This window comes from Williamsia sp. Y721, assembly GCF_059683565.1.
In genome coordinates, this window is the sequence record NZ_JCASNH010000003.1 from 619,362 (window position 1) to 646,002 (window position 26,641).

Below are 26,641 nucleotides of genomic sequence, written 5' to 3' on the forward strand. Positions count from 1 at the left end.
CCGTGCACCCATTGACGAAAGCGACCCAGCTCACAGGAATCCGCGGCGCTGACCGCGCGGGTACCACGGGGGCGGACCTCGGGCCCGATGCTCTCGCGGACCTCTACGCCTATCCCCCGGTCCCGGCAGGCGGCGTGGTGCTGCGCGCGAACATGATCGGTTCGATCGACGGTGCAGCGGTGGTCGACGGCCTCTCCGGTGGCCTCGGCGGCGACGGCGACCACCAGTTGTTCACGGTGCTGCGCGCACTGGCCGACGTGGTGCTCGTCGGGGCGCGGACCGCAGTCGCGGAAGGTTATGGACCGGTGCAGGCCAACCCCGACCTGGCTGATCGTCGCGCCGGGTTGGGTCAATCCCCGACGGCGACACTGGCATTGGTGAGCAGCTCACTCAACATTCCCTCCGACAACCCACTCATCACCGACGCCGGCACCGAAATCCTCACCTGCCGCAACGCCCCCGACGACGCACGCGTACGCCTTCTCCAGGCCGGTGCCACGCTCGTCGATTGCGGCTCCGACAGTGTCGACATGGCCGCGGTCGCCGCACATCTGGCCGGAAGTGGCAGGCCGCGGGTTCTCTGCGAAGGGGGTCCATCGCTGCTCGGCACACTGCTCGACCAGGATCTGCTCGACGAGCTGTGCGTCACGGTCGCACCGCTGCTCACCGCCGGAGCCGCCAAGCACCTCACCGCAGGTGGCACCGCCGACCGCCGGATGCGACGGGCTCACGTCATCGCCGACGACCAGGACTACCTGTACGTGCGCTGGGTGCGCGATCCGCGATGAGACAACAGGCCAGTACCCTCGCCATCATGCGACGCCCCACCGTGATCCGCCGCCGGCTACGACTGTGCGCGCTGGCCACGGCAGTGACGATCGGCACGCTCGCCGGTTGTTCCGCCGGTCCCGACCCCGGCCCCGATCTCGTGATCGAGCAGGACGGCAATGGCGGGCAGGCGCCGGAGACCACCCCGCCCCCACCTCCCCTGGCTGTGCCCGCATCGGATCTCAACTGGAGTGAATGCACCGATCAAACAGTCGACCGGTTCGGTGTCGCCTCGCTGCCCGCCGGCATCACCCTCGACTGCGCGAACTACACGAACACGGTCACACCCGGTGTCCAGAGCATGGATTCCGTCCTGGTGTCCGCGGTGCGGGCCCGATCATCGGCGACCCCGGCCGACGCGCCACCGCTGGTCCTGACCTCTGGCACCGATCTCGCCTCGGCCCGGGCCCTGGTGTCGCTGGCCTCCGGAGATGGCGCCGCCCTCCTGGCAGGCAACCCGGTGGTCGCCGTCGACCGTAGGGGCACCGGCGAGTCGCTCCCCCTCGACTGCATGACCAACCTCGAACGCAACACCCTGCTGAGCAACGGCTTCAGCGTGCCCGCCGACGACACCGCGGACCGCGAACGCCGTCTCGCCGCCGCCGCGACGTCCGCATCCGACGGCTGCACGGAGACGTTGAGCCCCCACCAGGTGCAATTCACCACGAACAACGCAGCTGCAGACCTCGAAGAGTTGCGCGTCCTGTGGGACGTCGAGCGCATCGGGATCATCGGGGTCGGTGACGGCGCCCGGGTGGCACTGGCGTACGCCGGTCTGTACACCGACCACGTCGCACGGTTGGTCCTCGACACCCCGGCCCCATATGGCACGAACGCCCAGAGCTCTGCCCAGCAGATCGCAGAAGGCACCACTGCCGCCCTGCGCACCTTCGCCGAACAGTGCCGGGCGGTGAGCTGTTCACTCGGCGCCGATCCCGCGGCCACGATCGCCGGACTTCTCGATCGGGCCCGTGCCGGTGAGGTCGGTGGGCTCTCCGACACCGACATCCTGCTCGCCCTGACCACCACCATCGCGCTGGCACCCGGTGACCGGCCCGACGTCATCGCGGCCACCTCCGACATGCTGAGCAAGGCCGACGACGGCACCCTCGGTCCATTGCGCGCGGCGATCGAGCAGGCCAGGGAACTGCGCGGCAGCGACGGTCAACTGCTCTCGCGCTGCAACGACACCACCGAACCCGTCGGCCAGAACCAGATCGCCGACCTCATCACCGAGTGGACTGAGCAGTACCCCCTGACCGGCGGCAATGCCGCGCTCGGTCTCCTGCGATGCAACGGATTCCCCTCCGGCGACGGCACGCCGTCCCTGAGCGAGCTGCCGGTGCCCGTCCTGGTGCTCCGGGGCGCAGGCGACCCGATCAACGGTCCCGTGGCAACGGACGGTGTCAACGGCGGTTTGGTGGGTGCCGGCGCCGACTTCTCCATGCTGACGTGGGAAGGGCTCGGTTACTCGGTGATCGCCCACTCCGACTGTGCAGGCGAGGCGGTCATGTCTTACGCCCGCTCCGGGGAGCCCCCGACGACGGGCGCATGTCCGGCCTGAGTCCCGTGTCGGCCACCGCGACCACCGGCGGCCGTAGTACGGTGCGGCAGTGCCGATGAATGACACCCGCGACGACGAACATGTGACGACCAGCCCTGCGACGATCCGTGATCGGCTGCTGTTTCCGCAGGTCGACATCGGCCGCATCGTGACGATGGTGCTGTGGCCCGTAGCCATCCTGATGGTGATCCAGCGGTCCTTGATCCTGGGTGTCAACGGCGACCGAACCGACGATTTCGCACCGGTGTACCGGGCCGCGCTGGCGTTCCTGCGCAACGAACCCGTCTACAACGGCAACTACAACACCGTCGATCCCCACTACCTGTATCCCCCGTCCGGCACCATGCTGATGGCGCCGCTGGGTTATCTCGACCCGGAAAAGGCCCGCTGGCTCTTCATCTTCGCCTCGGTGGTGGTCCTGGTCTTCTGCGCCTTCCTGATCACCCGGATGTTCGGGTATTCATGGCGCTCACCGGTCATGCCGGTGGTGCTGTTCGTGTTCTTCCTGTCCGAGAGCGTCGCGCACACGCTGATCTTCGTGAACTTCAATTCCTTTGTGCTGCTGGGTGAATTGTTGTTCATGACCTGGGCACTCAAACACAAAGACCTGTGGGCCGGTATCCCGCTGGGTATCACGATCGCGGTCAAACCGGTTCTGGCCGTGCTGCTCCTGTTGCCTCTGCTCAACCGACAGTGGAAGGTGTTCGTCGGCGCGATCGGAATGCCGATCCTGCTGACCGCGATGGCCTGGCCGCTGTCGGCCGATCCGATGGATTTCTTCACCCGCACGGCGCCGTATCTGTTCGAAGCCCGCGACTACTACAACAGTTCGATCGTCGGCAGCGGCGCCTACTTCGGTGTCGACACCTGGCTGGTCTGGCTGTTGCGTCTGGCCTTTGTGGCGATGGCGGCGTTCAGTCTCTGGTTCCTGTACCGCTACTACCGCAAAACCGACGAATTGCTGTGGATGGCAACCTCGTCCGGCGTTCTGCTGTGCACCTCGTGGCTGGTCGGTTCACTCGGCCAGGGCTACTACTCGATGCTCCTGTTCCCGCTGCTGATGACCGTGCTGCTGCGCGGCTCGGCCATCCGGAACTGGCCGGCCTGGCTGGGTATCTACGGCTGCTTCACCTTCGACGCCTACTACTCGATTCGGTGGGAAGCCTTCGGTCGGGCCATCGAATACAACAAGGTCACCTGGGGCTGGTCCCTGCTGATGATCGCGGTGTTCTGTTCGCTGCTCTTCCGGTACCTCGATCTTCGCAAGAGAGATCAACCGATCCAGGCAGAACAACTGGCCTGACGCCACTGGCACAAACCCGACACCACTGCAACAAACGATCCGGAAATACGAGGACGAGCCACAAATATGTGGCTCGTCCTCGTGCTTCTGGATCGTTTGCGTGTGCCGCTCGTTTACCTATGCCATCAGATCAGGGCAGGGAGGCGATCAGCTTGTCGACCTCGACCCGCGGCCCGGTGTAGAACGGTGTCTCCTCGCGAACGTGCATGCGGGCCTCGGTGGCCCGCAGATCGCGCATGAGGTCGACGATCCGGTGCAGTTCGGGTGCCTCGAAGGCCAGCAACCACTCGTAGTCGCCCAGAGCGAACGACGAGACCGTGTTGGCGCGCACGTCCTTGTAGCCGCGGGCTTCCTTGCCGTGGTCGGCGAGCATCTTGCGGCGCTCCTCGTCGGGCAGCAGGTACCACTCGTACGACCGCACAAACGGGTACACACAGATGTACTTGCCCGCTTCCTCACCGGCGAGGAAGGCCGGGATGTGACTCTTGTTGAACTCGGCCGGACGATGCAGCGCCACGTTGCTCCAGACCGAGTTGCTGGCCTTGCCCAGGATCGTGGTGCGGCGGAAATCCGCGTAGGCGGCCTGGATCTGTTCGACCTCTTCCGAATGCCACCAGATCATGAAGTCGGCATCAGCCCGCAGGCCGGCGACGTCGTAGAGACCGCGGACCACGACGCCACGCTCTTCCAGCGAATCGAAGAACTTGGTGGCATCGGCAATCGCCTCGGTCCGGTCGTCACCCAGCTCTCCGGGGCGAACCGAAAAAACTGAGAACATCAGATAGCGGACAGTGGCATTGATTTCGGCATAATCCAGGCGGGTCATGGATTTCATACTGCCACCCACCGACAACGTCTCGGCAGCCCAGGGGCACCGATGCGCCGAAGGTCAGGCGGTCAGGTCGGCGACCAGTTGGCGCGCTGCGCGGTCTGCCCGGCCGACACAGGCCGGGACCCCCACCCCGTTGTAGCTGGCACCGGCCAGGGCCAGGCCACGCGGACGTCTGCGATCGAGCTCGGCGATCAGTTCGGCATGCCCGGTCCCGTAGCGCGGCAGCCCCGAAGGCCATCGCTGCACCACCGCATCGACCGGTTGCACAGGCCCGCTGCGACTACCCGAGATACCGATGACGGTGGACAGGTCGCGCCTGGCCCAGGCGATCAGCTGATCGTCATCAACGTCGGCGACGGACGCACCGAACCGGCCATAGGACGCGCGGACGAGGGCGCCGTTGCCCGCCAGATGCGGCCACTTCTGACTGCTGAAGGTGAACGCCTTGGCCCGCACCACGGTTTCATCGCTGGCCACCAGCACTCCGGACAACTCCGGCAGGATCACCTCCGGCCCCAACGCCAGTGCCACGACGGCGGATCCGGAGATGTCGATTCCCGACAGCGGCTTCGCGAGTTCGGGCTCGGAGTTAATCACCCGGGCTGCGGCGGGCGCGGTGAGCGCACAGACGACCCCGTCGTAGGTGACGCCGTCGACAAGCCAGCCGTCGTCGCCGCGCCGGATGTCGGTGACGATGGTCCCGGTGCGCAGCGTGGCCGCGGACCGCTCGATGAGAACGTCGATGAGTTCGGAATATCCACCCGCCAGCGCACCGAAGATGGGTCCCTGCCCCGATGCGGCGCCGAGCAGGTCGGTGACCGCTGCGGTGAGACTGGAAACCCCGGCATCCAGCTTTGCGGCCAGCGCCGGCAGCACTGCACGCAGACCCAGATCGTCGGCCCGCGCCGAATAGACACCGGAGAGCATCGGATCGACACTGCGGTCGACCACCGAGCGGCCGAAACGCTGCGCGACCAATCCCCCGATGGAGACGTCCTGACCGGATGTCCACTCGAGCGGTCGGGTGGGTTCGTCGGTCATCAACGCCAGATCGGCGCGTTCGGCGAGATGCGCGACCACGGCCGGATCGGCGGGGATCCCCATCAGTGTTGGCCGCGCCATCGGCTCCAGGACCGAGCGGGCCAGGATCCGGGGACCGAGCGTGCCCGGATGCACCATTCGCGACGAGATACCGAGTTCGGCCAGCAGCGCCGGGACTTCCGGGCGACGAACCAGGAATGCTTCGGCGCCGACATCAAGCCGCACGCCGGCCAGGTCGACACCCTTGAGGGTGCCGCCGAGCCGGTCGGTGGCCTCGAAAAGGTCGATGGTGGCAGTCGGCCCGAGTAGCGCCCGCAGCCGATACGCAGCCGTCAAACCCGAGATACCGCCACCGATCACTGCCAGCCGCGATGGGGTCACAGCGAATGCACCAGCTCCACCACCCGCGTCAGCATGGTCGGGTCGGTGGTCGGCAGTACGCCGTGACCGAGGTTGAAGATGTGGCCCGCAGCACCGGCGGACATCGCGGCGTCGGCTTCGGCGGCGATGCGACGGACGTGGGTTTCCACGACCTCCCACGGAGCGAACAGCAAGGCCGGATCGAGGTTGCCCTGCAGTGACTTGCCGGGTCCGACGCGACGCGCGGCCTCGTCGAGCGGGATCCGCCAGTCGACACCGACCACGTCGGCGCCCGCGGTACCCATGTCGTGCAGCAATTCACCGGTGCCGACACCGAAGTGGATGCGCGGTACGTCGTAGGACGCGAGTTCGGCGAACACCCGAGCCGAATGCGGCCTGGCGTAGGTGCGGTAATCGGCGACCGACAGGGCCCCGGCCCAGGAGTCGAACAGCTGGATGGCATCGACGCCCGCTTCGAGCTGCACCCGCAGGAACGCGATCGTGATGTCGGCGAGCTTGCCGACCAGTTCGTGCCACACCGCGGGCTCGGAGTACATGAGCGCTTTGGTGTTCTCGTAGTTGCGGCTCGGACCACCCTCGATCAGATACGACGCCAGGGTGAACGGTGCACCTGCGAAACCGATCAGCGCGGTGTCCCCGAGTTCTGCCTTGAGGAGCTTGACCGCTGACGAGACCGCACCAACGGCCTCCGGCCTCAGGATCGGCAGGGCCTGGACATCGGCGTGGGTGCGCACCGGATTGGCGATCACCGGACCGACACCGGAGACGATGTCGAGGTCGATGCCTGCGGCCTTGAGCGGAACAACGATGTCGGAGAACAGGATTGCGCCGTCGACGCCATGGCGGCGGACCGGCTGCATCGTGATCTCACAGACCAGCTCCGGATCGAAGCAGGCCTCGAGCATCCCGCGACCAGCGCGGATCTCCCGGTACTCTGGTAGCGAGCGCCCAGCTTGGCGCATGAACCAGACCGGACGGTGGCTGGGAACCTGTCCGCGGGCAGCCGCGACCAGCGGAGAGACAGTGCGAGCATCATGTTCAGACATCACCTCCACATGCTGCCATGTGCCTCTCGGCGCGCCTCCGCTGCGTCCGACCTGATCGGCCCTACGGTCGAGCAGTGACCACATCCGGAGCCTCGACCGAGCCTGCGGTCTTTCGCAGCGCAATCGAATCGATGCATGCGGCCAAGGTCCGGTCGGAGATCGAACTCGGCAGCATACGTCCACCACAACGACTTGCGCCTTACAGTTACGCCGTCGGCGCAGAGGTGACCCAGCCTGACGACGGCGACATCGCAACAGACTCCGACGGGACCGCATTCGGCCGGTTGATCCTTCTCTACGACCCCGACGGCCACGAGGCCTGGAACGGCACGATGCGCCTGGTGGCGTTCATCCAGGCCGAGATGGAGGCGGACCTTGCGACCGATCCACTCCTGCCAGAGGTTGCCTGGAGCTGGCTGACCGAAGCGCTCGAGAACTCGGACCGCGTGGACGTGACCGCCCTTGGCGGCACCGTGACGTCTACGACCTCGGTTCGCTATGGCGACATCGCTGGACCCCCACGCGCGCATCAGCTGGAACTGCGGGCATCGTGGACGGCCACCAACGACGACCTCAGCGGTCATGTCGAAGCCTTCTGCAACGTCCTCTCACTTGCCGCCGGACTCCCGCCGACCGGCGTGACACGTCTCGGGTTCGCTGAAGCGTGACCGATTCCGACACACCGGAGCCTGGGGCAGAACCCGCCCGGCCGCCGGCCATCCCGCTGACTGCACCGGCCGACGGTGTTCCACCGGTTCTGACCACACCGCAGGAGTTCACCGACGCCGCACGGCGGCTTGCCGACGGAACCGGCCCGATCGCCCTCGACACAGAACGCGCATCGGGTTTTCGCTACTCCGGACGCGCCTACCTGATCCAGATCCGGCGCAACGGCAGCGGGACGATGCTGATCGACCCGATCGAGCACCCCGAGGCACTCGGTCCGGTGGCCGACGTCCTCGACGGTCCGGAGTGGATCCTGCACGCCGCCGACCAGGACCTCCCGTGCCTACGCGAGTTGAACTTCCGGTGCGCGGCGCTCTACGACACCGAACTGGCCGGGCGGCTCGCCGGAATCCCCAGGGTCAACCTGGCCGCCATGGTCGAGCACTTCCTCGGTCTCGGGCTGGTCAAGGGCCACGGCGCCGCCGATTGGTCCCGCCGCCCGTTGCCGGACGAGTGGCTGAACTATGCGGCGCTCGATGTCGAGGTTCTGATCGAGTTGCGAGACGCAGTGCAGGAAGCCCTGGTCGAAGCAGGTAAAGACACTTGGGCCGCACAGGAATTCGAGGCGATCCTGGCTCGGCCCGATCCCGTACCCCGTCCTGATCGTTGGCGCCGGGTCTCGAAGATCCACACCATCAAGTCACCGCGGACCCTGGCCGCGGTGCAGCAGTTGTGGAACACGCGGGAAGATCTGGCCCGTCGACGCGATATCGCGCCGGGTCGTATCCTTCCGGATTCCGCGATCGTGGCCGCCGCGGTCGCAGACCCGAAAACCCTGGACGAACTGTACAAACTGCCGGTATTCGGTGGTCCTCGCCAACGCCGACTTGCCGGTCGCTGGATGGACGCGCTCGAAACTGCGCGCACCCTTCCCGACAGCGAACTCCCCTCACGTCGGCCGCCGACCACCGGTTTGCCGCCGGTCAATCGGTGGGAAGGTAAAGAACCAGCGGCCGCGGCGCGCTATACCGCCGTCCGGGCCGGGTTGACCGAGCTCGCCGAACGCGTCGATGTTCCGGTGGAGAACCTGTTGCTCCCCGAACTCGTCCGCCAATTGTGCTGGGAGGGTATCGCTTCGCCGTCGACGGACACAGTGGCAGAGCGACTGACCGCGGGCGGCGCCCGCCCCTGGCAGGTCGAACTGACCGCACCCGTGATCGCCGAAGCGCTGACCGCTCCTCCCGCGACTGCCCCACCCGCCGAATAGATTCGCTCCACTTACGCACAAACGCCCCGGTTGCAACCGGGGCGTATGCGAGGAAGTGGAGCGAATCTCCGCTCAGCTGATGTCGTTGAGATCTTGCTCGTCGGCACTCGACAGCGGCGCCTGCATACTCGAAACCATGGCGGTGATCGCGCGGGCCACATCCTGCGCGGTCAGGCCGAGTTCGTCGAGCAACTCACCCCGGGAAGCCTGGGTGAGGAACCTCTGCGCGATACCCACGTCCCGCACCGGCGTCGAAATGTTCTCGGCCCGAAGCTTTTCCGACACCGACGAACCGACACCGCCGTGGACGCCACCGTCCTCGACCGTCACCACCAGTCGATGTGCCTGTGCCAGTTCGACAATCGACTCGGGCACCGGGAGCACCCAGCGAGGATCGACCACGGTGGTACCGATCCCCTGCTGCGATAGCCGGGCCGCGGTGTCCAGTGCCAGTGACGCGAACGGGCCGACCGCGACGATCAACACGTCAGCGCTTTCACCGCGCGCGGGCCGGTACAACACATCTGTGCCGTCAGCCAGGCGTTCCACGGCGCGGATATCCTCCGGGACTGCACCTTTCGGGAATCGCAGCGCGGTGGGTCCGTCGTTGGTCTCCAGCGCTTCGGCCAACTCTTCACGCAGCCGCGCAGAGTCGCGGGGCGCAGCCACACGCATACCCGGCACGATCGACATCAGCGACAGATCCCACATGCCGTTGTGGCTCGGACCGTCGGGGCCGGTGACCCCGGCCCGGTCGAGCACCAGCGTCACCGGCTGCTTCAACAGGGCGACGTCCATGAGCAATTGATCGAAGGCCCGGTTCAGGAATGTCGAATAGATCGCCACCACGGGATGCAGACCACCGAGGGCGAGGCCGGCGGCCGAGGTCAGCGCATGCTGCTCGGCGATACCGACGTCGAACATCCGATCCGGGAAACGGTCACCGAAGGCCGAGAGTCCGGTCGGTCCGGGCATCGCCGCAGTGATCGCCACGACGTCCTCGCGATTGCTGCCCGCCTCGATCAGCGCCGCGGAGAAGACCGAGGTCCAGTCCGGCGCGGAGACACTGGTGGACTTGCCGGTTTCGGGATTGATGATGCCGGTCGCGTGCATCCGGTCGGCGACATGGTTCTCGGCGTGGTGATAGCCCATGCCCTTACTGGTGACGGTGTGCACGATCACCGACCCGCCGAACGACTTGGCTTGTCGGAGCGCGTTTTCCAGCGCTTCCTGATCGTGTCCGTCGACCGGTCCGACGTATTTGATGCCCAGATCGGTGAACATCGCCTGCGGTGCCAGTGCATCTTTGATGCCGGTTTTGAGGCCGTGGAGCGCGGCGTAGGCGATCTGACCGAGCAACGGCAATTTCAGCACTGCCCGCCGGCTCTCGTCGAGGACACGCTCGTAACCGGGCTGCAGGCGCAGACCGGACAGGTGCCGCGCGAAACCACCGATGGTCGGCGCGTAGGAGCGGCCGTTGTCGTTGACCACGATGACAACCGGGCGATCGCCTGCCGCGATGTTGTTGAGGGCCTCCCAGCACATACCGCCGGTGAGTGCGCCGTCGCCGACGACGGCCACCACGTGCCGTTCCTGCTTCGTGAGTGTGAAGGCTTTGGCGAGTCCGTCCGCATAGGACAGCGCCGCGGACGCGTGCGACGACTCGATCCAGTCGTGTTCACTCTCAGCACGTTCCTGGTAACCGGTCAGCCCACCGCGCTGGCGAAGGCTGTCGAAGCGGTCTTTGCGGCCGGTGACGATCTTGTGGACATAGCTCTGGTGTCCGGTGTCGAAGAGCACAGCATCGTTCGGTGAGTCGAAGACCCGGTGAATTGCCAGTGTCGTCTCCACCACACCGAGGTTCGGTCCGAGGTGACCGCCCGTGGCAGAGACCTTCGCGATCAGGAACTCACGGATCTCGCCGGCCAGATCCTGCATCTGCGCAACGGTCAGTTCGCGCAGGTCGGCGGGCGAATCAACCGAATCCAGCACGCTCATTCAACATCCTCTCAACGATCTATCTCGCGGCGAAAGACGTGCTTCGCCACCGGTGCCATCGGGCTGCGACGACGTGTGGTCTCCCACTCTACGGATTCTTCGAGACCGTGAGCGGTAGGGATTGGTTACGCGCTCGCCCGGATTGCGGGGCGCAGCAACGCCACCGCTTCCATGTGGTGGGTCAGCGGAAACGCGTCGAAACCGAGCAGCGTATCGACCTCGTAACCACCGCGGCGGTAGTCGCTGAGGTCACGGGCGAATGTCGCCGGATCGCAGCCGACCGCAATGACCGCTGCGGGCCCGGCCGCAGTGATCCGTTCGACGACCTCGCGGCCGGCACCAGAGCGTGGCGGGTCGACGATGACCACGTCGGGCGAGGGCAGGTCGGTGACCGTTGTCAGGACACTGCCCCGATGAACCTTGACGCGATGGTCGTCGGCGAAGGTGAGGTCGGCGGCGGCGGTCGCGCCGCGGTCAGCCTCGACGATGTGGACGCGGGCCGTACCCCAGGACTCGTCGTTCTCGTCCAGGACAGCCCCGGCCAGCACTCCGGCCCCGCCGTACAGATCCCATGCCACCACCGAGCGCGGCAACCCGGCCGACTTCAGCAGGCTTCGCACGGTGGCGCTGTAGCCGGACGCCGCAAACCGATGGGCCTGCCAGAATCCGGTCACGGGCAGCTCCCAGGTGCGTCCACCGACGGTGCGACGCACGGTCGGCTCGCCCGCGAGCAGCACCTCACGGCGCGCGGTCGATCGTTGCGCCCGCTGCTGCTGTGTCCGTCGTCGGCCCGACTGCGGCCGTTTGCCGCGTCCACCGCGGTGCGGTTCGTTCGCTGCCGCGATGTGGACCACGTGGCGGCCACCGTCGTCGCCGACGGTCAGCATCAGTTCGGAACCGGGCTCGAGTTCGCCGAACTCGTCGAGGCCCTCGACCATCCCGACAACCGGCTGCGCGCAATCCAGACGCGGGATCACCGAATGGGATTGGTATCCGCGCACTCCGGGACGTCCCTGGGCATCGATGAAGAGGCGTTCACGCACGCGCCAATGAGTTTCGGGTGCCACGGTCGCGGCGGGGTCGAGCGAGACCACCTCGCCGTTCCACTCGATGCCTGCCATCCGGCCAAGCAGTTCGGACAAAACCTGTGATTTCAGTTCGCGGGCGTACGCACCCGTGGTGTGCGAGAGGTCACAGCAGCCCGCACCGGCACCACCGGCAGATACCGGGGCACCGACCTGGCAGACCGCGTCGATGCGGTGCGGTGAGGCCTGCAGGATCTCGCGGATCTCTGCACGGCAGAAACCCTTGCCGCGATCCTCGGTGACCACCACCCGCAGTGTTTCGCCCGGCAATGCGTGGCGGATGAACACCACTCGGCCATCGCGGCGGCCGACCCCGATACCGCCGTGACCGAAGCGGTCGACGGTGATCTCGAATTCGGTTCCCAGCCAACCGTTGCCGGTTCCCTTGGATTCGTGTTTTGGCCCGTCGAGGTCCTTGTCGGGCCCATCAATTTTTCTGTCGGGCCCATCGAGTTCTTTGTCGGGCACTGAGCCGGTCACTACAAACCTGTTTTCTCTGTTGGTGTCGGACCGGCAGGGGGCGAGCCGACACCGCGACGGGTGTCGCCTGGTGCGATGTACGTGCGGTCACGCTTTCGCCGATCCGAGGAGCTGAGCTGCCATGGTACCGACGTCACCATCACACCCGGTTCGAAGAGCAGGCGGCCCTTGAGCCGTAGCGCGGACTGGTTGTGCAGGATTTGCTCCCACCAGTGACCAACCACATACTCGGGGATGAAGACGGTCACCACGTCCCGCGGCGACTCGCGCCGTAGCCGCCGGACGTACTCGATGACCGGACGGGTCACCTCGCGATACGGCGAGGCGATCACCTTGAGCGGAACGGTGATGTCACTGTCTTCCCACTGCGCCACCAGCTTTCGGGTGTCCCGTTCGTCCACGTTCACGGTGATGGCCTCGAGGGTGTCCGGACGCGTGGCGCGGGCGAATGCCAGCGCCCGCCGGGTCGGCAGGTGCAGCGTCGAGACCAGCACGATCGAGTGGGTCCGGCTCGGCAGCACGGCCTCGTAGTCGGAATTGTCCAGCTCGGCCTGCACCGATGCGTAATGCCGGTGGATGAGTTTCATCAGGCCGAAGATCGCGACCATCGCCAGGATCGCAATCCAGGCTCCGGCAAGGAACTTGGTGACGAGCACGATGATCAGAACCGACCCGGTCATCACCAGTCCGATGCCGTTGATGATTCGCGAACGCATCATCCGGGCCCGGGCCCGGGGATCACCTTCGGTTTTGAGGTGCCGGGTCCAGTGCCGCACCATTCCGATCTGACTGAGGGTGAACGACACGAATACACCGACGATGTAAAGCTGGATGAGCGCCGTCACCTCGGCACCGAAAGCGACGATGAACGCGATGGCGGCGACGGCCAGGAACAGGATGCCGTTGGAGAAGGCCAGCCGATCGCCGCGGGTGTGAAGCTGCCGCGGCAGGTAACGATCCTGCGCGAGCACCGATCCCAGGACCGGGAACCCGTTGAAGGCGGTGTTCGCGGCCAGCACCAGGATCAGTGCGGTGACCACGGTCACGAAGTAGAACCCCGGGTTGAATCCGCCGAACACCGCATGTGCGAGTTGCGCGATGAGTGATTTCTGTTCGTAGTCCGCCGGTGCGCCGATCAGATCCTTGGCCGGATCGGAGACATACTTCACACCGATTTCCTTGGCCAGCAGGATGATCCCCATCAGCAGGACGATCGAGATGGTTCCCAACAGCAGCAGCGTCGTTGCCGCGTTGCGCGACTTGGGCTTCTGGAAGGCCGGCACGCCGTTGGAGATGGCCTCGACCCCGGTCAACGCGGCACAACCGGACGAAAAGGCGCGTGCGACAAGGAAGACAAAGGCGATTCCGACGAGGTGGTTCTCTTCGGCGACGATCTCGTAGCCCGCAGTTTCGGACTGGATGTTGTCACCGAACACGAAAACGCGCAGGAAACCCCAGATCAGCATCACCACCATGCCGACGATGAAGGCATAGGTGGGTATCGAGAACGCGGTACCCGATTCTCGTAGCCCGCGCAGGTTGATCGACGTCAACAGGATGATCGCGACCACGCAGAACCAGACCTTGTGTTCCTGCACGAAAGGTACCGCCGAGCCCACGTTCTCCGCGGCCGAGGCGATCGAGACCGCAACTGTGAGCACATAATCGACCAGCAATGCGCTACCGACGGTCAGGCCTGCGGTGGGTCCGAGATTGGTGGTGGCCACCTCGTAATCGCCACCGCCCGACGGATAGGCGTGCACGTTCTGCCGATAACTCGCGACGACCACCGCCATCACCAGCGCGACCGCCAGCCCGATCCACGGGGTGTAGGTATAGGCCGACAGCCCGGCAACCGAGAGCACAAGGAAGATCTCTTGCGGCGCATAGGCAACCGACGACATCGCGTCTGAGGCAAACACCGGCAACGCGATCCGCTTGGGCAGCAGCGTATGACCGAGCTTGTCGCTGCGGAATGGACGCCCGAGCAACAACCGCTTCGCCGCCGTTGAGGCCTTGGACACCGTGGACACCAGGCAACAATAGGGCCTGCGGTCGCGTAAGGCCACGCCGGTCGCGGTACCGTTCCGGAGAGCATCTGCTCGGGTGAGATCAACGAGGAGTCGGCATGCGTGTTGTGGTGATGGGATGCGGTCGCGTCGGGGCATCCCTTGCCGGCCAGTTACAGGATGCCGGGCACGAGGTCGCGATCATCGACCGAGATCAAACGGCATTTCGGCGCCTGCCCGAGGGGTTTGCGGGCACCACCGTCAAAGGTGTCGGTTTTGATCAGGAAGTCCTTCGGCGAGCCGGTATCGAAGGTGCGGACGCCTTCGCCGCGGTGTCGTCGGGAGACAATTCCAACATCATCGCCGCGCGCGTCGCGCGCGAAACATTCAGCGTTCCCAAGGTGGTCGCCCGGATATACGACGCCAAACGAGCGGCCGTCTACGAACGTCTCGGTATCCCGACCGTCGCCACCGTTCCCTGGACAACGGATCGCTTCATGTCGGCTCTCGGCAGCGCCGACAACGGCGACGTCGCCTGGACCGAACCTTCCGGCCAGGTCGCGCTCGTCCAGCTGAACATCCACGAGTCATGGGTGGGTACCTCGTTCACGCTGTTCCAGGAACAGACCGGTTCGCGGATCAGCTTCGTCAACCGACTCGGCAAGCCGCTGTTGCCCGGTCCCAAATCCGTTCTGCAACAAAATGATCAGGTGTTCGTTGCAGCGTTGATCGACAATCTCGACAAAGTCCGCGCAGTGGCGGGCACCCTCGCCCCAGAAACCGACTGACCCGAAGCCCCTCCCGCAGATCGAAGGAAGAAACATGAAGGTCGCGATAGCCGGCGCAGGCGCTGTCGGGCGATCGATCGCCCGTGAGCTGCTCGCCAACTCGCACGAGGTGCTGCTCCTCGAACGCAACCCCGATCACATCGACGAAGAAGCCGTGCGCGGTGCCCGCTGGGTCGGCGGTGATGCCTGCGAACTCGACAACCTCGAACGGGTCGAGCTCCACAAGTTCGACGTCGTCATCGCCGCGACCGGTGACGACAAGGCGAATCTGGTGGTGAGCCTGCTCGCCAAAACCGAGTTCGCGGTCCAACGGGTTGTGGCCAGGGTGAACGATCCCCGCAACGAGTGGCTGTTCGACGAGGACTGGGGTGTCGACGTGGCGGTGTCCACCCCGCGGATGCTCGCCTCGCTCGTCGAAGAGGCGGTCTCGGTTGGCGACCTCGTACGGCTGATGACCTTCCGGCAGGGTCAGGCCAATCTGGTGGAGATGACCCTGCCCGACAACACGTCGTTGGCGGGCAAGGCGGTCCGCAAACTCAACCTGCCGCGCGATGCCGCACTCGTCACCATCCTGCGCGGCGGCCGGGTGATCGTTCCGCAACCCGACGACGCCGTCGAAGGCGGCGACGAACTGGTCTTCATCGTGCCGGCAGAAGCAGAAGGTGAGCTCCGAGCCGCCATCATCGAGCCGGCGGCGCCTGCTCGCTAGTCTCGCCGGGGCCGTCGGCTTCCGGCGGTGCCGCTGCCTCTTCTTCTTTGTCGTCGTTCTTCTGGGCCCAGCGAACCAGGAGCACCGTGGCAAGGGCGGCGGCAGCGGTCAACGGCCAGCCCATCGCGATGCGCGCCACGGCCAGGCCGCCGGTCTGATCATTGTCGTAAAGGAATGACTGCACCAGGTAGCGGACACCGAACAGTGCCGCCCACACCGCCGTGGCGATGTCGTAGGCCAGCAGGGTCCGGCGATGGCTGCGCCAGTGAGTCCCGTTGCCGTTCACCCCGTTCCAGATGACCCCGACCAGGGGCCACCGGACCAGGATCGACACTGCGAACACCCCGGCGTACAGCAGTGTGGTCCAGATTCCGAAGAGGAAGAAGCCCTTGGCGTCGCCGGTTCGGTGGGCGATGAACGCGCACACCGCAACTCCGATGACACCGGAGATTGCCGGTTGGATGGGCTCGCGCCGGACCAACCGGAGAACGAAGATCACCAAGGCGACGGCAAGTGCCGCATAGATTGCGACTGTCAGATTCCACAGTGAGTTGGCCGGGACGAACGCCACGATCGGCAACGACGAGTAGATGAGTCCGGAGACCCCACCCATCTGTTCGAGAACGGTCTGGGCAGGCGGTTCGTCGACCTCTGCCGATCCTTCCCGATGCCGGCCGGGCTCAGCTGTCACCGAGCAACTCGTAATCGGGGTTGAACATGACCTTGCGGCCGTCGTGCTCGCCCATCCGGCCCCGGACGATCATCTTGCGTCCCGGCTCGATACCCGGGATGCGATTGCGGCCGATGAACTTGAGGGTGACCACGTCAGTACCGTCGAAGAACTCTGCGGCGACACCTGATTTCACCGTCTTCGCGCAGGTCTGCACGGATCGTAATTCGCCCTGCATGGTGACTTCGTCACCGGCTGAACAATCACAGGCGCGCTGGGCACCGTTCTGCTGGGACTGCTCGGAGATCGTCTCGGCGTCGAGCTGCTCGAGGTCTTCGGTAAGTCTGCGCGTGAGGCGTTTGAGATATCCGCCTGCGGTCATGGCGCTACGCACCCTTTCACCAGTTCAATTGTGCCGCCACATCACAGATGTACGTGGTCGGCGGGGCTATTGCTCTCGCCAGGGTAGACCCCGGAAGTGCCGACTTCCACTCGCCGCGGCAAGATCATCACATGCCGCTCACACCTGTGTCGCAGACCACTGCCGCAAACCGAGATCTGGTGATCGTGGCGCTGCCCGGAACAGGTTCTGACGGCGATTTCGCCGGTCGCGCGTTTGCCGACGAGACCATCCCCGTGATCGCCGTCGACCCCACGGACAACGGTCTGATCAATAGTTATGTGCAGGTTCTCGATCGGGCCGCAGCCGCAGGTCACCAGGTCCTCGCCGCCGGTGTATCCATCGGCGCCTGCGTGGCAGTGCAATGGGCGCTGCACAATCCGACCCACTGCGCGGGCGTGCTGGCGGCGCTGCCACCGTGGCTCGGAGATCCGGCGACCGCACCGGCCGCACACAGTGCACTGCTGACGCTTGATCAGCTCGCCCGAACCGGTCTCGACGCCACCATCGATCAGATGACGGCGACCACCCCGGGCTGGCTGGCCACCGAACTCGCGCGGTCGTGGCGGGCCACCGCGCCGGTCCTGGATGAGATGCTCGGTGAGGCGGCCGGCTACCACGCACCGACCGCCGCAGACATCGCCGGGCTGGCGGTGCCGCTGTCGATCACCGCGACCATCGATGACCCGGTCCACCCGTTTGAGGTGGCACAGGTGTGGCGCGATGCGGCTCCGCGAGCGGTTCTGCAGACGATCACCCTCAACGATCTGGGCGCAGATCCCGCCGTGCTGGGCAGGCGATGCCTGGCCGGCTGGCGCCAACTGAACGTTTGACGTTTGGTGAGCGTCAGCGTTTCGGACGATTGCCCAACTGCTGCATCGCCGATCCTCGCGAACCGGTTCCCGGAGGCGGGGTCGGCGTCTCTTTCTCTGCAGGCTCAGCCGCAGCCGGCTGCGGCTGACCCTGTATCCGAACCGTCGCCTGCGCGGACTGGGCCTGCGCATTGTCTCCCGCAGGCGCGGACGCAGCGTTGGCGTCCATCGTCCCGGAGGCCACCATCTCCTGCTGCGCGGCGGCCACCTGCTCGGCGAGTACCGGCGGCAGCACGATCGGCAACGGGGTACGGGGCGGGTGCGGATCGTCGCCGCGACGGACCACGGTCTCGCTGACCACCGCCCGAGCCACCTTCGCCAGGCTCTCGGCACCCGCGGTCGGCGCGCTCGCCACACAACGGATCATCCAGCGCGGCCCGTCGACCCCGATGAAGCGGTGCACGCCACCGGGAACGGTCGCCACCACCTCGCGGCCCCAGAAGCCGGTTTCGATGGCCGTCTCGGCACCCTCCGCCTTGAGTGATTCGGTGAGTTCGCTCACCACATCACGCCACTGTCCACTCGACTTGGGTGCGGCGAACGCGGCAACGGTGATCCGCCCGTGAGGTGTCACCAGGAACACCGACTGTGGCTGATGGTCGACCGACATCTCGACGGTCACCTGTCCGCCTTCCACCACCGGGACCAGAACCGAACCGAGATCGAGGTGTGAGTTGTCGAATGTCGAGCCGGAGGCCAGCTCGTCGATGTCATACGGACCCTGGCCACTGCCGATCTGCTTGGGTCCGGTGCTCGTGTCGGTTTCCTCGGCGGGTTGATCCCGCCGGAAACCCCGAGTTCGTTTTTCGCGTGCCATTTCTCAGCTGCTTTCCGACGCGTTCGCGTCCAACCTCGCGTGACCGCCACTCGAACCGTAACCGCCTGCGCCGCGGCTTGTTTCGTCCAATTCATCGACTTCGACGAAGTCGACGAGTTCGACCCGCTGAACCAGCAACTGCGCGATGCGGTCACCTCGCGCGATGACAATCGGTTCGTGTGGGTCCAGATTGATGAGGCAGACCTTGATCTCGCCGCGGTATCCCGCATCGACGGTGCCCGGCGTGTTGACGATCGACAGACCGGCGCGCGCGGCGAGGCCCGATCGCGGATGGATCAGGCCCACCGTCCCGATGGGCAGGGCGATGGAGATCCCGGTCGGAACGAGTGCCCGCTGTCCCGGCGCGAGCTCGACATCGATCGCGCTCGACAGGTCGACGCCGGCATCCCCGGGGTGCGCCCGCCGGGGTAGCTCGATGCCCGGATCAAGCCGCCTGATGGCGACCTGCCCGGATGGCTGGACGGCGAGGAATGGTGCGTCGGCAGGGGTGCTGCCAGGATCGGTTGCCACACGGGAAGACTACGCTGGCGCCGTGCCTCCATTCCCATCACCCGACACAGCCGGAGACCCTTTCCACACCGATGACAACGGCGATGACAGCCGGGGGATCCTTCACGACGAACGCCTGTACGTACCGCTGTGGTGGTGGCTGGTCGCGGCAATCGTCATCGGCCTACTCGGTTACGAGATCCAGCTCGCTCTGCATGACAGCGCCTTCAGCCCGATCGCCTACGTAGTACTCGTACCGCTGGCCGCGTGGCTGCTCTGGTCCATGGGCCGCACCCGGGTCCGGGTCACCGGCGGTGAATTGTGGGCAGGCAATGCCCACCTCCCGATCAACCTGATCGACCGGGCCGCAGTCATCCCGGCCAGCGCGAAGAGCGCGGCGCTCGGGCGCCAGCTCGACCCGGCCGCATTCCTTGCCCACAAGTTCTGGGTCAAGACCATGGTCTTGTTGGTTCTCGACGATCCCGACGACCCGACGCCCTATTGGCTTGTCAGCACCCGCCACCCGGCCGAGCTGGTCGCCGCACTGGGGATGACCGACGCGGCGTCCGAATCATCCGACTGACCCGGGTCTGCGTGGTCGCCGGAGTCGGGCCCGATCTCGTCGCTACCCCGAAACACAACCGCGCCGATGGTGTCCCCAGGCCACTTGCCTGAGTGACACCATCGACGCGGTGTTGTTGTCTATCAGTCTGCTGCAGGTGATTACGCGCAGTCGACGCAAATGCGCGAGTTGCCGTTCTCCGTTGCCAGCCGACTGCGGTGATACACAAGGAAGCAGCTGGTGCAGGTGAACTCGTCAGCCTGCTTCGGGATCACCCGAACAGAGAGTTCCTCGCCGGACAGGTCCGCGCCCGGGAGCTCAAAGGACTCGGCGATATCGCCTTCGTCCACATCGACCGAGGCCGCCTGCGCTTCACTCCGACGTGCCTTCAGTTCCTCGAGTGAGTCCTCGGAGACCTCGTCGGATTCAGTGCGCCGGGGCGCATCGTAATCAGTTGCCATATTTCCGCCTTAGGTAGAAGCACCTGCGACTCGAGGTACCCGATGTGAGCAGGTCCCGCGTGTCCCAACAAGCCGCGCACGTCCTGGTCTGCAAAGTCCGCGACAGTGCCCTTTGATCAACAACTCCTACGAGGGGATTCGTTGCTCATCCGGGCAAGTATATTGTGATGTTCGCCACAGTTTATTGAATGCCCGAGTTTCGGGTTATCCAATCTGAGGCGGCTGAATCCTAGCCCAGCCGCTTCACAGAGTCAACAACACTCCCCAAGGAAAAACATTCCCGGTCGGTCGCTGCCGAACGCGAGGGTCGCGACCGTTTAGAGTTTGACTCGCTCGTCCACATCTGAAGCGGAAGGCACCAGCAGCCCATGGTTTCGCAGATCACCTATGGCTATCCCACCGACGACCACGGTCGCCCGTTCCGTCGGCGGCGCTACCTGCCAGCGATCGTCGTGGCCGTGGTGTTGGCCCTGATCACAGTGGTCGTCTGGATCGGAGCGCTGTCATCGGGCGGTACGGAGGCCGCGCCGGTCGACTGCCCGCAGCCTCCCGCGCCGTCCGCGACAGCCGACTCACCGGCGCCGGTGGTCGGCACACCCGCCGATCGTGAAGAGATGCTGCGCATCTCCCCCGCGGCACTGTCCGGCTTCCAGATCAGAGTGCTCAACGCGACCGACGAACAGGGCTTGGCGCAGACCGTCCTCGACGATCTGACCTCTCTGGGCTTCCAGGGAACCCCCGAAGGCGCCTATGGCGACGACCCGCTCTATCCGGACCGCGATCTGGACTGCTTCGGGCAGATCCGCTTCGGCGACGCGGGCAAGGCCGCTGCTGCTGCCCTGTGGATCGCCGCACCCTGCACCCAGTTGATCAACGACGGTCGCCCCGACACGGTCGTCGACCTGGCCATCGGTGAATCCTTCAGCGACAGCGGGCAGAGCCAGGATGCACTGGCCGTTCTGGACACCCTGCGCAGCGCGAACCCACAAGACCCCAACACCGGATCTGACCCGGCCCTGGTCTCAGCGATTCACGAAGCGTCCTGCTGAACCGGGATCGGCGCCAACGCGCCGATCTCGGCAAGCAACGCGCGCAGGTCATCGGCGATGCCGGGTGCCATCGCCAGCGTCACGTCGCCGTCGCTGCCGCGTGATGTCGCGGCGGGTATCTGGACGATCGCACCCGCCTCTTCGGCGATCAGGGATCCGGCCGCCCAGTCCCAAGGGCTGAGCCCGTGTTCGTAGTGCGCGTCGACGGCCCCACTGGCCACCATGCACAGGTCCAGAGCCGCCGAACCGATCCGCCGCAGATCCCGGATCTGGGGCAGCAGTCGTGCGATCAGGGCGCCCTGCACTTCGCGGCGCGAGGCGGCGTAACCGAATCCGGTCGCCACCAGCGCCAGGCCCACCTCGTCGACAGCGTTGCAACGCAACCGCACCGGTCCCGATCCGTCGTCGGAAAAGGCACCGCCGCCGCGAGCCGCCGAATACGTCACACCGCGGGCGACATCGACAACCGCGCCTGCAACGGTCTGACCGCCGACCTGCGCGCCGATCGACACCGAGTAGGCCGGGATGCCGTAGAGAAAGTTCACGGTCCCATCGATCGGATCGACCACCCAGCGCACCCCGGCCGGAACCGCGACCGATCCGCCTTCCTCCTCACCGAGAATCGGATCGCCGGGACGCCGGGCGGCCAGCAGATCCCGAATCAGCGACTCCGATTCCGTGTCGACGATCGTCACCGGGTCCGTGTCGGTGCTCTTCGTCGACACCGACTGCGGCGCAGATGCATTCGAGACGCCGGGCCCGAAGACCTCCGGTCGCCTGGCTCGGACGTGTCGGGCGGCCTCTTCGGCCACCGCAACGGCAACAGCGGTCAGTTCATGTGGATCGAGTTGGGGCACACCTACATGTGAGCACACCGGGCCGCATCACCGACGCCCCGGCCCGACCGCATCAGGTGCGCAGAGTTCGCGGAGACAACACGCACAACCCGGCCCGGCTGACTAGCCTGAACAACGGCGGGTCGGGGCGTACCCCCGTCCCGCATCAGTCGAGTGAAGGAGCCACATCCGTGTCCAGTGAATCCGCAGACGGCAGTCCCGCCCTTTCACCCAGCCCGAAACAAGCCGTCGGGGTCGACGTCGGCGGCTCGGGTATCAAAGGTGGCATCGTCGACCTCGAGTCCGGTGAGCTCATCGGCGAACGGTTCAAGGTCCTCACTCCCCAGCCGGCCACACCGCAGGCCGTCGCTGTCGGGATCCGGGAGGTTGTCGACCATTTCGAATGGACCGGTCCGGTCGGGGTGACCATCCCCGCTGTGGTGACGGGCGGGATCGCGCGGACCGCCGCCAACATCGACAAGTCCTGGATCGGTACGGACGTCTATGAAATCCTCGCCGCCGAGCTCGGCGACCGCTCGCTGTCCGTCCTCAACGACGCCGACGCCGCCGGGATGGCCGAGGAACACTACGGCGCAGGCAAGGACTACAACGGCGTCGTGATGTTGCTGACATTCGGTACCGGAATCGGTTCGGCGATCATGTACAACGGTGTCCTCATACCCAACACCGAGCTCGGTCACATGCATGTCGGTAAGAAGGAAGCCGAACACCAGGCGTCCTCCAAGGTCAAAGAAGACAACGACCTCTCATACCACCAGTGGGCCAAGGAAGTCTCCAAGGTGCTGACTGCCTACGAGGTGCTGTTTTGGCCCGAGGTGTTCATCGCGGGCGGTGGGATCAGCCGCAAAGCGCATAAATGGATTCCACTTCTGACCAACCAAACACCGGTTGTACCGGCGACTTTGCAGAATACGGCCGGGATTGTCGGCGCCGCGATGGCGGTGGTGGCAGGGTTGCGGCCCTGAGTGCCGTTACAATGGCACACAGGCTGGCTTCGAGCCGGTTCCCCCAAGCCCCAGCTTCGCCGAGTTCACTCGGCCTGACACTGCCGCCGCGACGCATTTCCCCGCGGCACAGTGTCGTGTAGATAGCCCGAAAGGTAGTACGTGGCAGCCACGAAGACCCGCCAAACTGAACCAGATGCCGAGCAGTCGGAATCGGAGTCGGTGACCGCACCGCGGGCACGCAAGGCGCCCGCGAAGAAAGCAGCCGCCAAAAAGGCCCCGGCCAAGAAAGCTGCAGCCAAGAAAGCGCCTGCGAAGAAGGCAGGCGCTAAGCGGGGTGCCAAGGACGGCGATGTCGACGGCATCGACGGAGTCGGCATCGAAAACGAAGCATCGATCGACGACATCGACGTCAACGAGGACGAACTCGAAGACGTGACCGTCGATGACGACGACGATGACGACACCACCACGGTGGTTGTCGCAGCTCCCGGCAAGGCTGCCGCCAAGACCAAGAAGGCCGACGAAGAACCGTCGGAGTCCGACCGGGCGTCCGGCGACTTCGTCTGGGACGAAGACGAGTCGGAGGCACTGCGCCAGGCCCGCAAGGATGCCGAGCTCACCGCCTCTGCCGACTCGGTCCGCGCGTACCTGAAGCAGATCGGCAAGGTCGCACTGCTCAACGCCGAAGAAGAGGTCGAGCTCGCCAAGCGCATCGAGGCCGGACTCTTCGCCACCGAGCGGATGCGCCGACTCGCCGAGGCAGGCGAGAAGCTCACCGTTGCGCAGCGTCGCGACCTGTCGTGGGTCTCCCGCGACGGCGGCCGGGCCAAGAACCATCTGCTCGAGGCCAACCTGCGACTCGTCGTCTCGCTGGCCAAGCGCTACACCGGCCGCGGCATGGCCTTCCTCGACCTCATCCAGGAAGGCAACCTGGGTCTGATCCGTGCGGTCGAGAAGTTCGACTACACAAAGGGCTACAAGTTCTCGACCTACGCCACCTGGTGGATCCGTCAGGCGATCACCCGGGCGATGGCCGACCAGGCGCGCACCATCCGTATCCCGGTGCACATGGTCGAGGTCATCAACAAGCTCGGTCGTATCCAGCGTGAGCTCCTCCAGGATCTGGGCCGTGAGCCCACTCCGGAAGAGCTGGCGAAGGAAATGGACATCACGCCGGAGAAGGTGCTGGAAATCCAGCAGTACGCGCGTGAACCGATCTCACTCGACCAGACCATCGGTGACGAAGGCGACAGCCAGCTCGGTGACTTCATCGAGGATTCCGAAGCAGTGGTGGCCGTCGACGCCGTCTCGTTCACACTTCTTCAGGATCAACTGCAGTCAGTCCTCGAGACGCTGTCCGAACGTGAGGCCGGCGTTGTCCGGTTGCGCTTCGGACTCACCGACGGACAGCCGCGCACCCTCGACGAGATCGGTCAGGTCTACGGCGTGACCCGCGAGCGGATCCGGCAGATCGAATCGAAGACGATGTCGAAGCTTCGGCACCCGTCGCGCTCGCAGGTCCTGCGCGACTACCTCGACTAGTCACAGTCACAGCAAGCGAACAAATGGCCGGACCCCAAGCGGGTCCGGCCATTTGTCGTTTCCATCTGTCACTCGCCCTGATCGACGACCTCGGCAAGCCAATCGAGGATCTCGCCGCGCACCTGCGCCCGATTGGTCTCGTTGAGAACCTCGTGACGAGCGCCGGAGAAGACCCGAACGCTGACGTCCTCCAGACCGCCGTTGCGGTAGTGCGCCGCAAGTAGATCCACCAGCGCTCCCCCGCCGTTCACCGGATCTTTGTCGCCAACCGCGATGAGGATCGGCAGATCCGGCCGGATCGCAGCCACCGCGGGGCGTTCCGCAATCCGCCTGGCCCCGGCGAACATCGCCCGGGCGGAAGCGACGTCGATGCCGAACCCGCACAGGGGGTCGGCGATGTAGTCATCGACAACGGTGTTGTCGCGCGACAGCCAGTCGTAGTCCGTCCTGGCGGGGGCGAACGGCGCGTTGAACAGTGTCAGGTCGAGTCCGGCGTCGAGGTCGAGTGCGGGTTCGAGACCATCGAGCGCCGCGGTCCCGGTCAATACCACCGCGTCGACCTGGTTGCTGTCGTCGAGTAGATATTGCTGCAGCGCAAATGAACCCATGCTGTGCGCGATCACGACCAATGGCAGGTCGGGCTGCTCGGCGTGCACCTTCGAGACCACCCGTCCGATGTCCGCGACCAGTTGTGGCCAACCGTCCGGACCGAGGTCGCCGAGGTCGCGGTCGGCCAGTTTGGAACGTCCGTGGCCGCGATGGTCGTAGCCGTAAACGACATACCCATCGTCCGTCAACGCCTCGGCGGTCTCGATGTATCGCCGGATGTGTTCGCCCATGCCGTGGATCAGGAGCACCGCCGCAACCGGTTCATCGGTGGGGTCCCACCGAATACCCGAAATCGTTGCGCCGCGACTCGAATCGACCGTGAACTCGGATGGCATGTATTCCTTTCAGCTGCGATATTCCGGCGGTCATATCTACCGGGATATCCGATGATTGCATCTGGATTCGTATTCTGAGCTATCAATCGGAGTACATCGACGCTTTCCACCCGGCCAGATTGCGCGTGTCGTGTTTCGGTCACTGGATGGTCGGCATCTTTCGCCATGCCTGAGCCACCACGTTTCGAAGCCGGCAGACCGGTGACGGGTCTCGATTCTTGTTGATGCGCAACGCGAGTATGCCTCCGCCGGTCCCTGGCCTCGACGGAAGCCCTCGCCGGGACCGGCGATGGTCGCGGCGGCAACCGCAAGCCCTGCAACGGCAAGCGTCCCCGGTCAGGGACGAAAGGCCGCGGCAACAACCGCGATTGTTGCGAGTGCTGTGGTTGCTGCGACTTCTAAGCGCTCATCGAAGGTCGAACAACGCCCAGACCGGACCGGCCAGAAGCCAGATGACGGTGACGACACCGAGCGTCGGAAAGATGCCCAGAAGCGCCGCATCCTGATCGGCATCGGCAACTGTCGCCGACAGGAGTAGCACTGCCAGCGCTGCGACACCTGCCGCCGCAAGCCACTGGCCGAACGCGATCAGTTCCCGACGCAGCGCGGCGGGCCCCCGTTTCGGTGGACGAGGCGGAGGCGGGCCGCCTGCGAACCAGTGCGCGAAGCGGTTGTCTGCCCAGGCGATCATCGAATGTCCGAAGGCGACGGTCACACCGAGGTATATCCCGGCCAGCCGATGAACCAGTTCCACGTCGCTGCCGCGGTGCACGTCGTACGCGACCGCGGCGAGCAGGATCAGGTCGAGCAGCGGCACCGATGCGAGTATCACCACTGAGATACGTTGCGAGCTCGTGAGGTACCGCACCGCAAGTCCTCCGAAGACGAGCACCCAGAAGCCGATCTCACATCCGATGATGACAGCGACAATCGGTGAGTCCATGTCTACGAGTCTGCGACCGATCACCCCCTCGTCGCATCGGCCACCAGATCGATCTTCCTGTCATCATTTC

26 protein-coding genes are annotated in these 26,641 nt (G+C 65.5%); 12 read left to right on the plus strand and 14 right to left on the minus strand.

From position 1 onward, the window contains the following. The first annotated feature begins 2 nt into the window (after positions 1 to 2). From AC56PL_RS17595 to AC56PL_RS17605, 3 genes are read left to right on the plus strand one after another with little or no spacing between them, the layout of a single operon-like run. The gene (locus AC56PL_RS17595) at positions 3 to 788 is read left to right on the plus strand and encodes a dihydrofolate reductase family protein (RefSeq protein ID WP_497154619.1); all 786 of its coding nucleotides are present in this window, start codon (positions 3 to 5) and stop codon (positions 786 to 788) included. A 26-nt stretch (positions 789 to 814) separates the two neighbouring features. Continuing rightward, complete coding sequence (locus AC56PL_RS17600; protein WP_497154620.1) at positions 815 to 2,392, plus strand: alpha/beta hydrolase; 1,578 nt, start codon at positions 815 to 817, stop codon at positions 2,390 to 2,392. 55 nt (positions 2,393 to 2,447) lie between these two features. Then, a complete protein-coding gene (locus AC56PL_RS17605; protein ID WP_495516922.1) occupies positions 2,448 to 3,695 on the plus strand; it encodes a glycosyltransferase 87 family protein in 1,248 nt (415 codons plus the stop codon). A gap of 130 nt (positions 3,696 to 3,825) precedes the next feature. Here AC56PL_RS17605 and hemQ read toward each other — a convergent pair whose 3' ends face one another. From hemQ to hemE, 3 genes are all read right to left on the minus strand, one after another. Next, positions 3,826 to 4,521: a hydrogen peroxide-dependent heme synthase gene (hemQ, locus tag AC56PL_RS17610; RefSeq protein WP_482139272.1), complete on the minus strand. Its 696-nt coding sequence runs from the start codon at positions 4,519 to 4,521 to the stop codon at positions 3,826 to 3,828. A 63-nt stretch (positions 4,522 to 4,584) separates the two neighbouring features. Further along, positions 4,585 to 5,949, minus strand: a complete 1,365-nt coding sequence (gene hemG / locus AC56PL_RS17615) for a protoporphyrinogen oxidase (protein ID WP_497154621.1) — start codon at positions 5,947 to 5,949, stop codon at positions 4,585 to 4,587. Next, on the minus strand, positions 5,946 to 6,995 hold the full coding sequence (hemE, locus tag AC56PL_RS17620) for a uroporphyrinogen decarboxylase (RefSeq protein ID WP_497154622.1): 1,050 nt from the start codon (positions 6,993 to 6,995) through the stop codon (positions 5,946 to 5,948). Before hemE ends, hemG begins: the two co-directional genes overlap by 4 nt. Positions 6,996 to 7,069: 74 nt before the next feature. Here hemE and AC56PL_RS17625 point away from each other — a divergent pair, with 74 nt between their 5' ends. Together AC56PL_RS17625 and AC56PL_RS17630 are read left to right on the plus strand one after the other, a co-directional pair. Continuing rightward, complete coding sequence (locus AC56PL_RS17625; protein WP_495516621.1) at positions 7,070 to 7,663, plus strand: DUF3000 family protein; 594 nt, start codon at positions 7,070 to 7,072, stop codon at positions 7,661 to 7,663. After that, positions 7,660 to 8,928 carry an HRDC domain-containing protein gene (locus AC56PL_RS17630; RefSeq protein WP_497154623.1) on the plus strand — a complete coding sequence of 423 codons (1,269 nt, stop codon included), beginning with the start codon at positions 7,660 to 7,662 and terminating at the stop codon, positions 8,926 to 8,928. The genes AC56PL_RS17625 and AC56PL_RS17630 overlap by 4 nt, the downstream gene beginning before the upstream one ends. A 72-nt stretch (positions 8,929 to 9,000) precedes the next feature. Here AC56PL_RS17630 and dxs read toward each other — a convergent pair whose 3' ends face one another. The 3 genes from dxs to AC56PL_RS17645 form a co-directional block, all read right to left on the minus strand. Further along, positions 9,001 to 10,926: a 1-deoxy-D-xylulose-5-phosphate synthase gene (gene dxs, locus AC56PL_RS17635; protein ID WP_495516623.1), complete on the minus strand. Its 1,926-nt coding sequence runs from the start codon at positions 10,924 to 10,926 to the stop codon at positions 9,001 to 9,003. A gap of 125 nt (positions 10,927 to 11,051) precedes the next feature. Then, positions 11,052 to 12,491: a class I SAM-dependent RNA methyltransferase gene (locus AC56PL_RS17640; protein WP_497154624.1), complete on the minus strand. Its 1,440-nt coding sequence runs from the start codon at positions 12,489 to 12,491 to the stop codon at positions 11,052 to 11,054. After that, positions 12,491 to 14,524 carry an APC family permease gene (locus AC56PL_RS17645; RefSeq protein ID WP_497154625.1) on the minus strand — a complete coding sequence of 678 codons (2,034 nt, stop codon included), beginning with the start codon at positions 14,522 to 14,524 and terminating at the stop codon, positions 12,491 to 12,493. Before AC56PL_RS17645 ends, AC56PL_RS17640 begins: the two co-directional genes overlap by 1 nt. A 95-nt stretch (positions 14,525 to 14,619) precedes the next feature. Between AC56PL_RS17645 and AC56PL_RS17650 the strand changes: the two genes are divergently transcribed. Beyond that, positions 14,620 to 15,288 carry an NAD-binding protein gene (locus AC56PL_RS17650; protein WP_495516626.1) on the plus strand — a complete coding sequence of 223 codons (669 nt, stop codon included), beginning with the start codon at positions 14,620 to 14,622 and terminating at the stop codon, positions 15,286 to 15,288. Positions 15,289 to 15,322: 34 nt separating this feature from the next. Then, positions 15,323 to 15,997, plus strand: coding sequence for an NAD-binding protein (locus AC56PL_RS17655; RefSeq protein ID WP_495516627.1), 675 nt, complete (start codon positions 15,323 to 15,325; stop codon positions 15,995 to 15,997). On the opposite strand, the gene AC56PL_RS17660 is transcribed toward AC56PL_RS17655, so the two are convergent. After that, the gene (locus tag AC56PL_RS17660) at positions 15,969 to 16,688 is read right to left on the minus strand and encodes a DUF3159 domain-containing protein (protein WP_495516628.1); all 720 of its coding nucleotides are present in this window, start codon (positions 16,686 to 16,688) and stop codon (positions 15,969 to 15,971) included. The two genes, AC56PL_RS17655 and AC56PL_RS17660, sit on opposite strands and share 29 nt — an antisense overlap. Further along, positions 16,678 to 17,049 (minus strand): OB-fold nucleic acid binding domain-containing protein, encoded by a 372-nt coding sequence (locus AC56PL_RS17665; RefSeq protein ID WP_495516629.1) that lies wholly within the window; start codon positions 17,047 to 17,049, stop codon positions 16,678 to 16,680. Before AC56PL_RS17665 ends, AC56PL_RS17660 begins: the two co-directional genes overlap by 11 nt. A gap of 131 nt (positions 17,050 to 17,180) precedes the next feature. Between AC56PL_RS17665 and AC56PL_RS17670 the strand changes: the two genes are divergently transcribed. Then, positions 17,181 to 17,900 carry an alpha/beta hydrolase gene (locus AC56PL_RS17670; protein WP_497154626.1) on the plus strand — a complete coding sequence of 240 codons (720 nt, stop codon included), beginning with the start codon at positions 17,181 to 17,183 and terminating at the stop codon, positions 17,898 to 17,900. Between the two features lie 13 nt (positions 17,901 to 17,913). On the opposite strand, the gene AC56PL_RS17675 is transcribed toward AC56PL_RS17670, so the two are convergent. Together AC56PL_RS17675 and dut are read right to left on the minus strand one after the other, a co-directional pair. Further along, positions 17,914 to 18,756 carry a DUF3710 domain-containing protein gene (locus tag AC56PL_RS17675; RefSeq protein WP_495516631.1) on the minus strand — a complete coding sequence of 281 codons (843 nt, stop codon included), beginning with the start codon at positions 18,754 to 18,756 and terminating at the stop codon, positions 17,914 to 17,916. A gap of 3 nt (positions 18,757 to 18,759) precedes the next feature. Then, the gene (dut, locus tag AC56PL_RS17680) at positions 18,760 to 19,215 is read right to left on the minus strand and encodes a dUTP diphosphatase (RefSeq protein ID WP_495516923.1); all 456 of its coding nucleotides are present in this window, start codon (positions 19,213 to 19,215) and stop codon (positions 18,760 to 18,762) included. 49 nt (positions 19,216 to 19,264) lie between these two features. On the opposite strand from dut, the gene AC56PL_RS17685 reads away from it, so the two are divergent. Then, positions 19,265 to 19,849, plus strand: coding sequence for a DUF3093 domain-containing protein (locus tag AC56PL_RS17685; RefSeq protein ID WP_497154627.1), 585 nt, complete (start codon positions 19,265 to 19,267; stop codon positions 19,847 to 19,849). Positions 19,850 to 19,989: 140 nt separating this feature from the next. Here the strand turns inward: AC56PL_RS17685 and AC56PL_RS17690 are convergent, their stop codons facing one another. Continuing rightward, entirely contained in the window at positions 19,990 to 20,289 is a 300-nt protein-coding gene (locus tag AC56PL_RS17690) for a DUF4193 domain-containing protein (RefSeq protein ID WP_482139258.1), read from the minus strand. Positions 20,290 to 20,657: 368 nt separating this feature from the next. On the opposite strand from AC56PL_RS17690, the gene cei reads away from it, so the two are divergent. Further along, positions 20,658 to 21,338: an envelope integrity protein Cei gene (cei, locus tag AC56PL_RS17695; RefSeq protein ID WP_495516633.1), complete on the plus strand. Its 681-nt coding sequence runs from the start codon at positions 20,658 to 20,660 to the stop codon at positions 21,336 to 21,338. On the opposite strand, the gene AC56PL_RS17700 is transcribed toward cei, so the two are convergent. Then, positions 21,320 to 22,195, minus strand: coding sequence for an inositol monophosphatase family protein (locus AC56PL_RS17700; RefSeq protein WP_497154628.1), 876 nt, complete (start codon positions 22,193 to 22,195; stop codon positions 21,320 to 21,322). The genes cei and AC56PL_RS17700 overlap by 19 nt on opposite strands. 170 nt (positions 22,196 to 22,365) lie before the next feature. Here AC56PL_RS17700 and ppgK point away from each other — a divergent pair, with 170 nt between their 5' ends. Together ppgK and AC56PL_RS17710 are read left to right on the plus strand one after the other, a co-directional pair. Beyond that, the gene (gene ppgK, locus AC56PL_RS17705; protein ID WP_495516635.1) at positions 22,366 to 23,160 is read left to right on the plus strand and encodes a polyphosphate--glucose phosphotransferase; all 795 of its coding nucleotides are present in this window, start codon (positions 22,366 to 22,368) and stop codon (positions 23,158 to 23,160) included. A 141-nt stretch (positions 23,161 to 23,301) separates the two neighbouring features. Further along, a complete protein-coding gene (locus AC56PL_RS17710; RefSeq protein WP_495516636.1) occupies positions 23,302 to 24,684 on the plus strand; it encodes an RNA polymerase sigma factor in 1,383 nt (460 codons plus the stop codon). A gap of 68 nt (positions 24,685 to 24,752) precedes the next feature. Here the strand turns inward: AC56PL_RS17710 and AC56PL_RS17715 are convergent, their stop codons facing one another. Both AC56PL_RS17715 and AC56PL_RS17720 read right to left on the minus strand, forming a co-directional pair. Continuing rightward, entirely contained in the window at positions 24,753 to 25,628 is an 876-nt protein-coding gene (locus AC56PL_RS17715; protein WP_497154629.1) for an alpha/beta fold hydrolase, read from the minus strand. Between the two features lie 406 nt (positions 25,629 to 26,034). Then, positions 26,035 to 26,571 (minus strand): hypothetical protein, encoded by a 537-nt coding sequence (locus tag AC56PL_RS17720; protein WP_495516638.1) that lies wholly within the window; start codon positions 26,569 to 26,571, stop codon positions 26,035 to 26,037. Positions 26,572 to 26,641 lie beyond the last annotated feature (70 nt).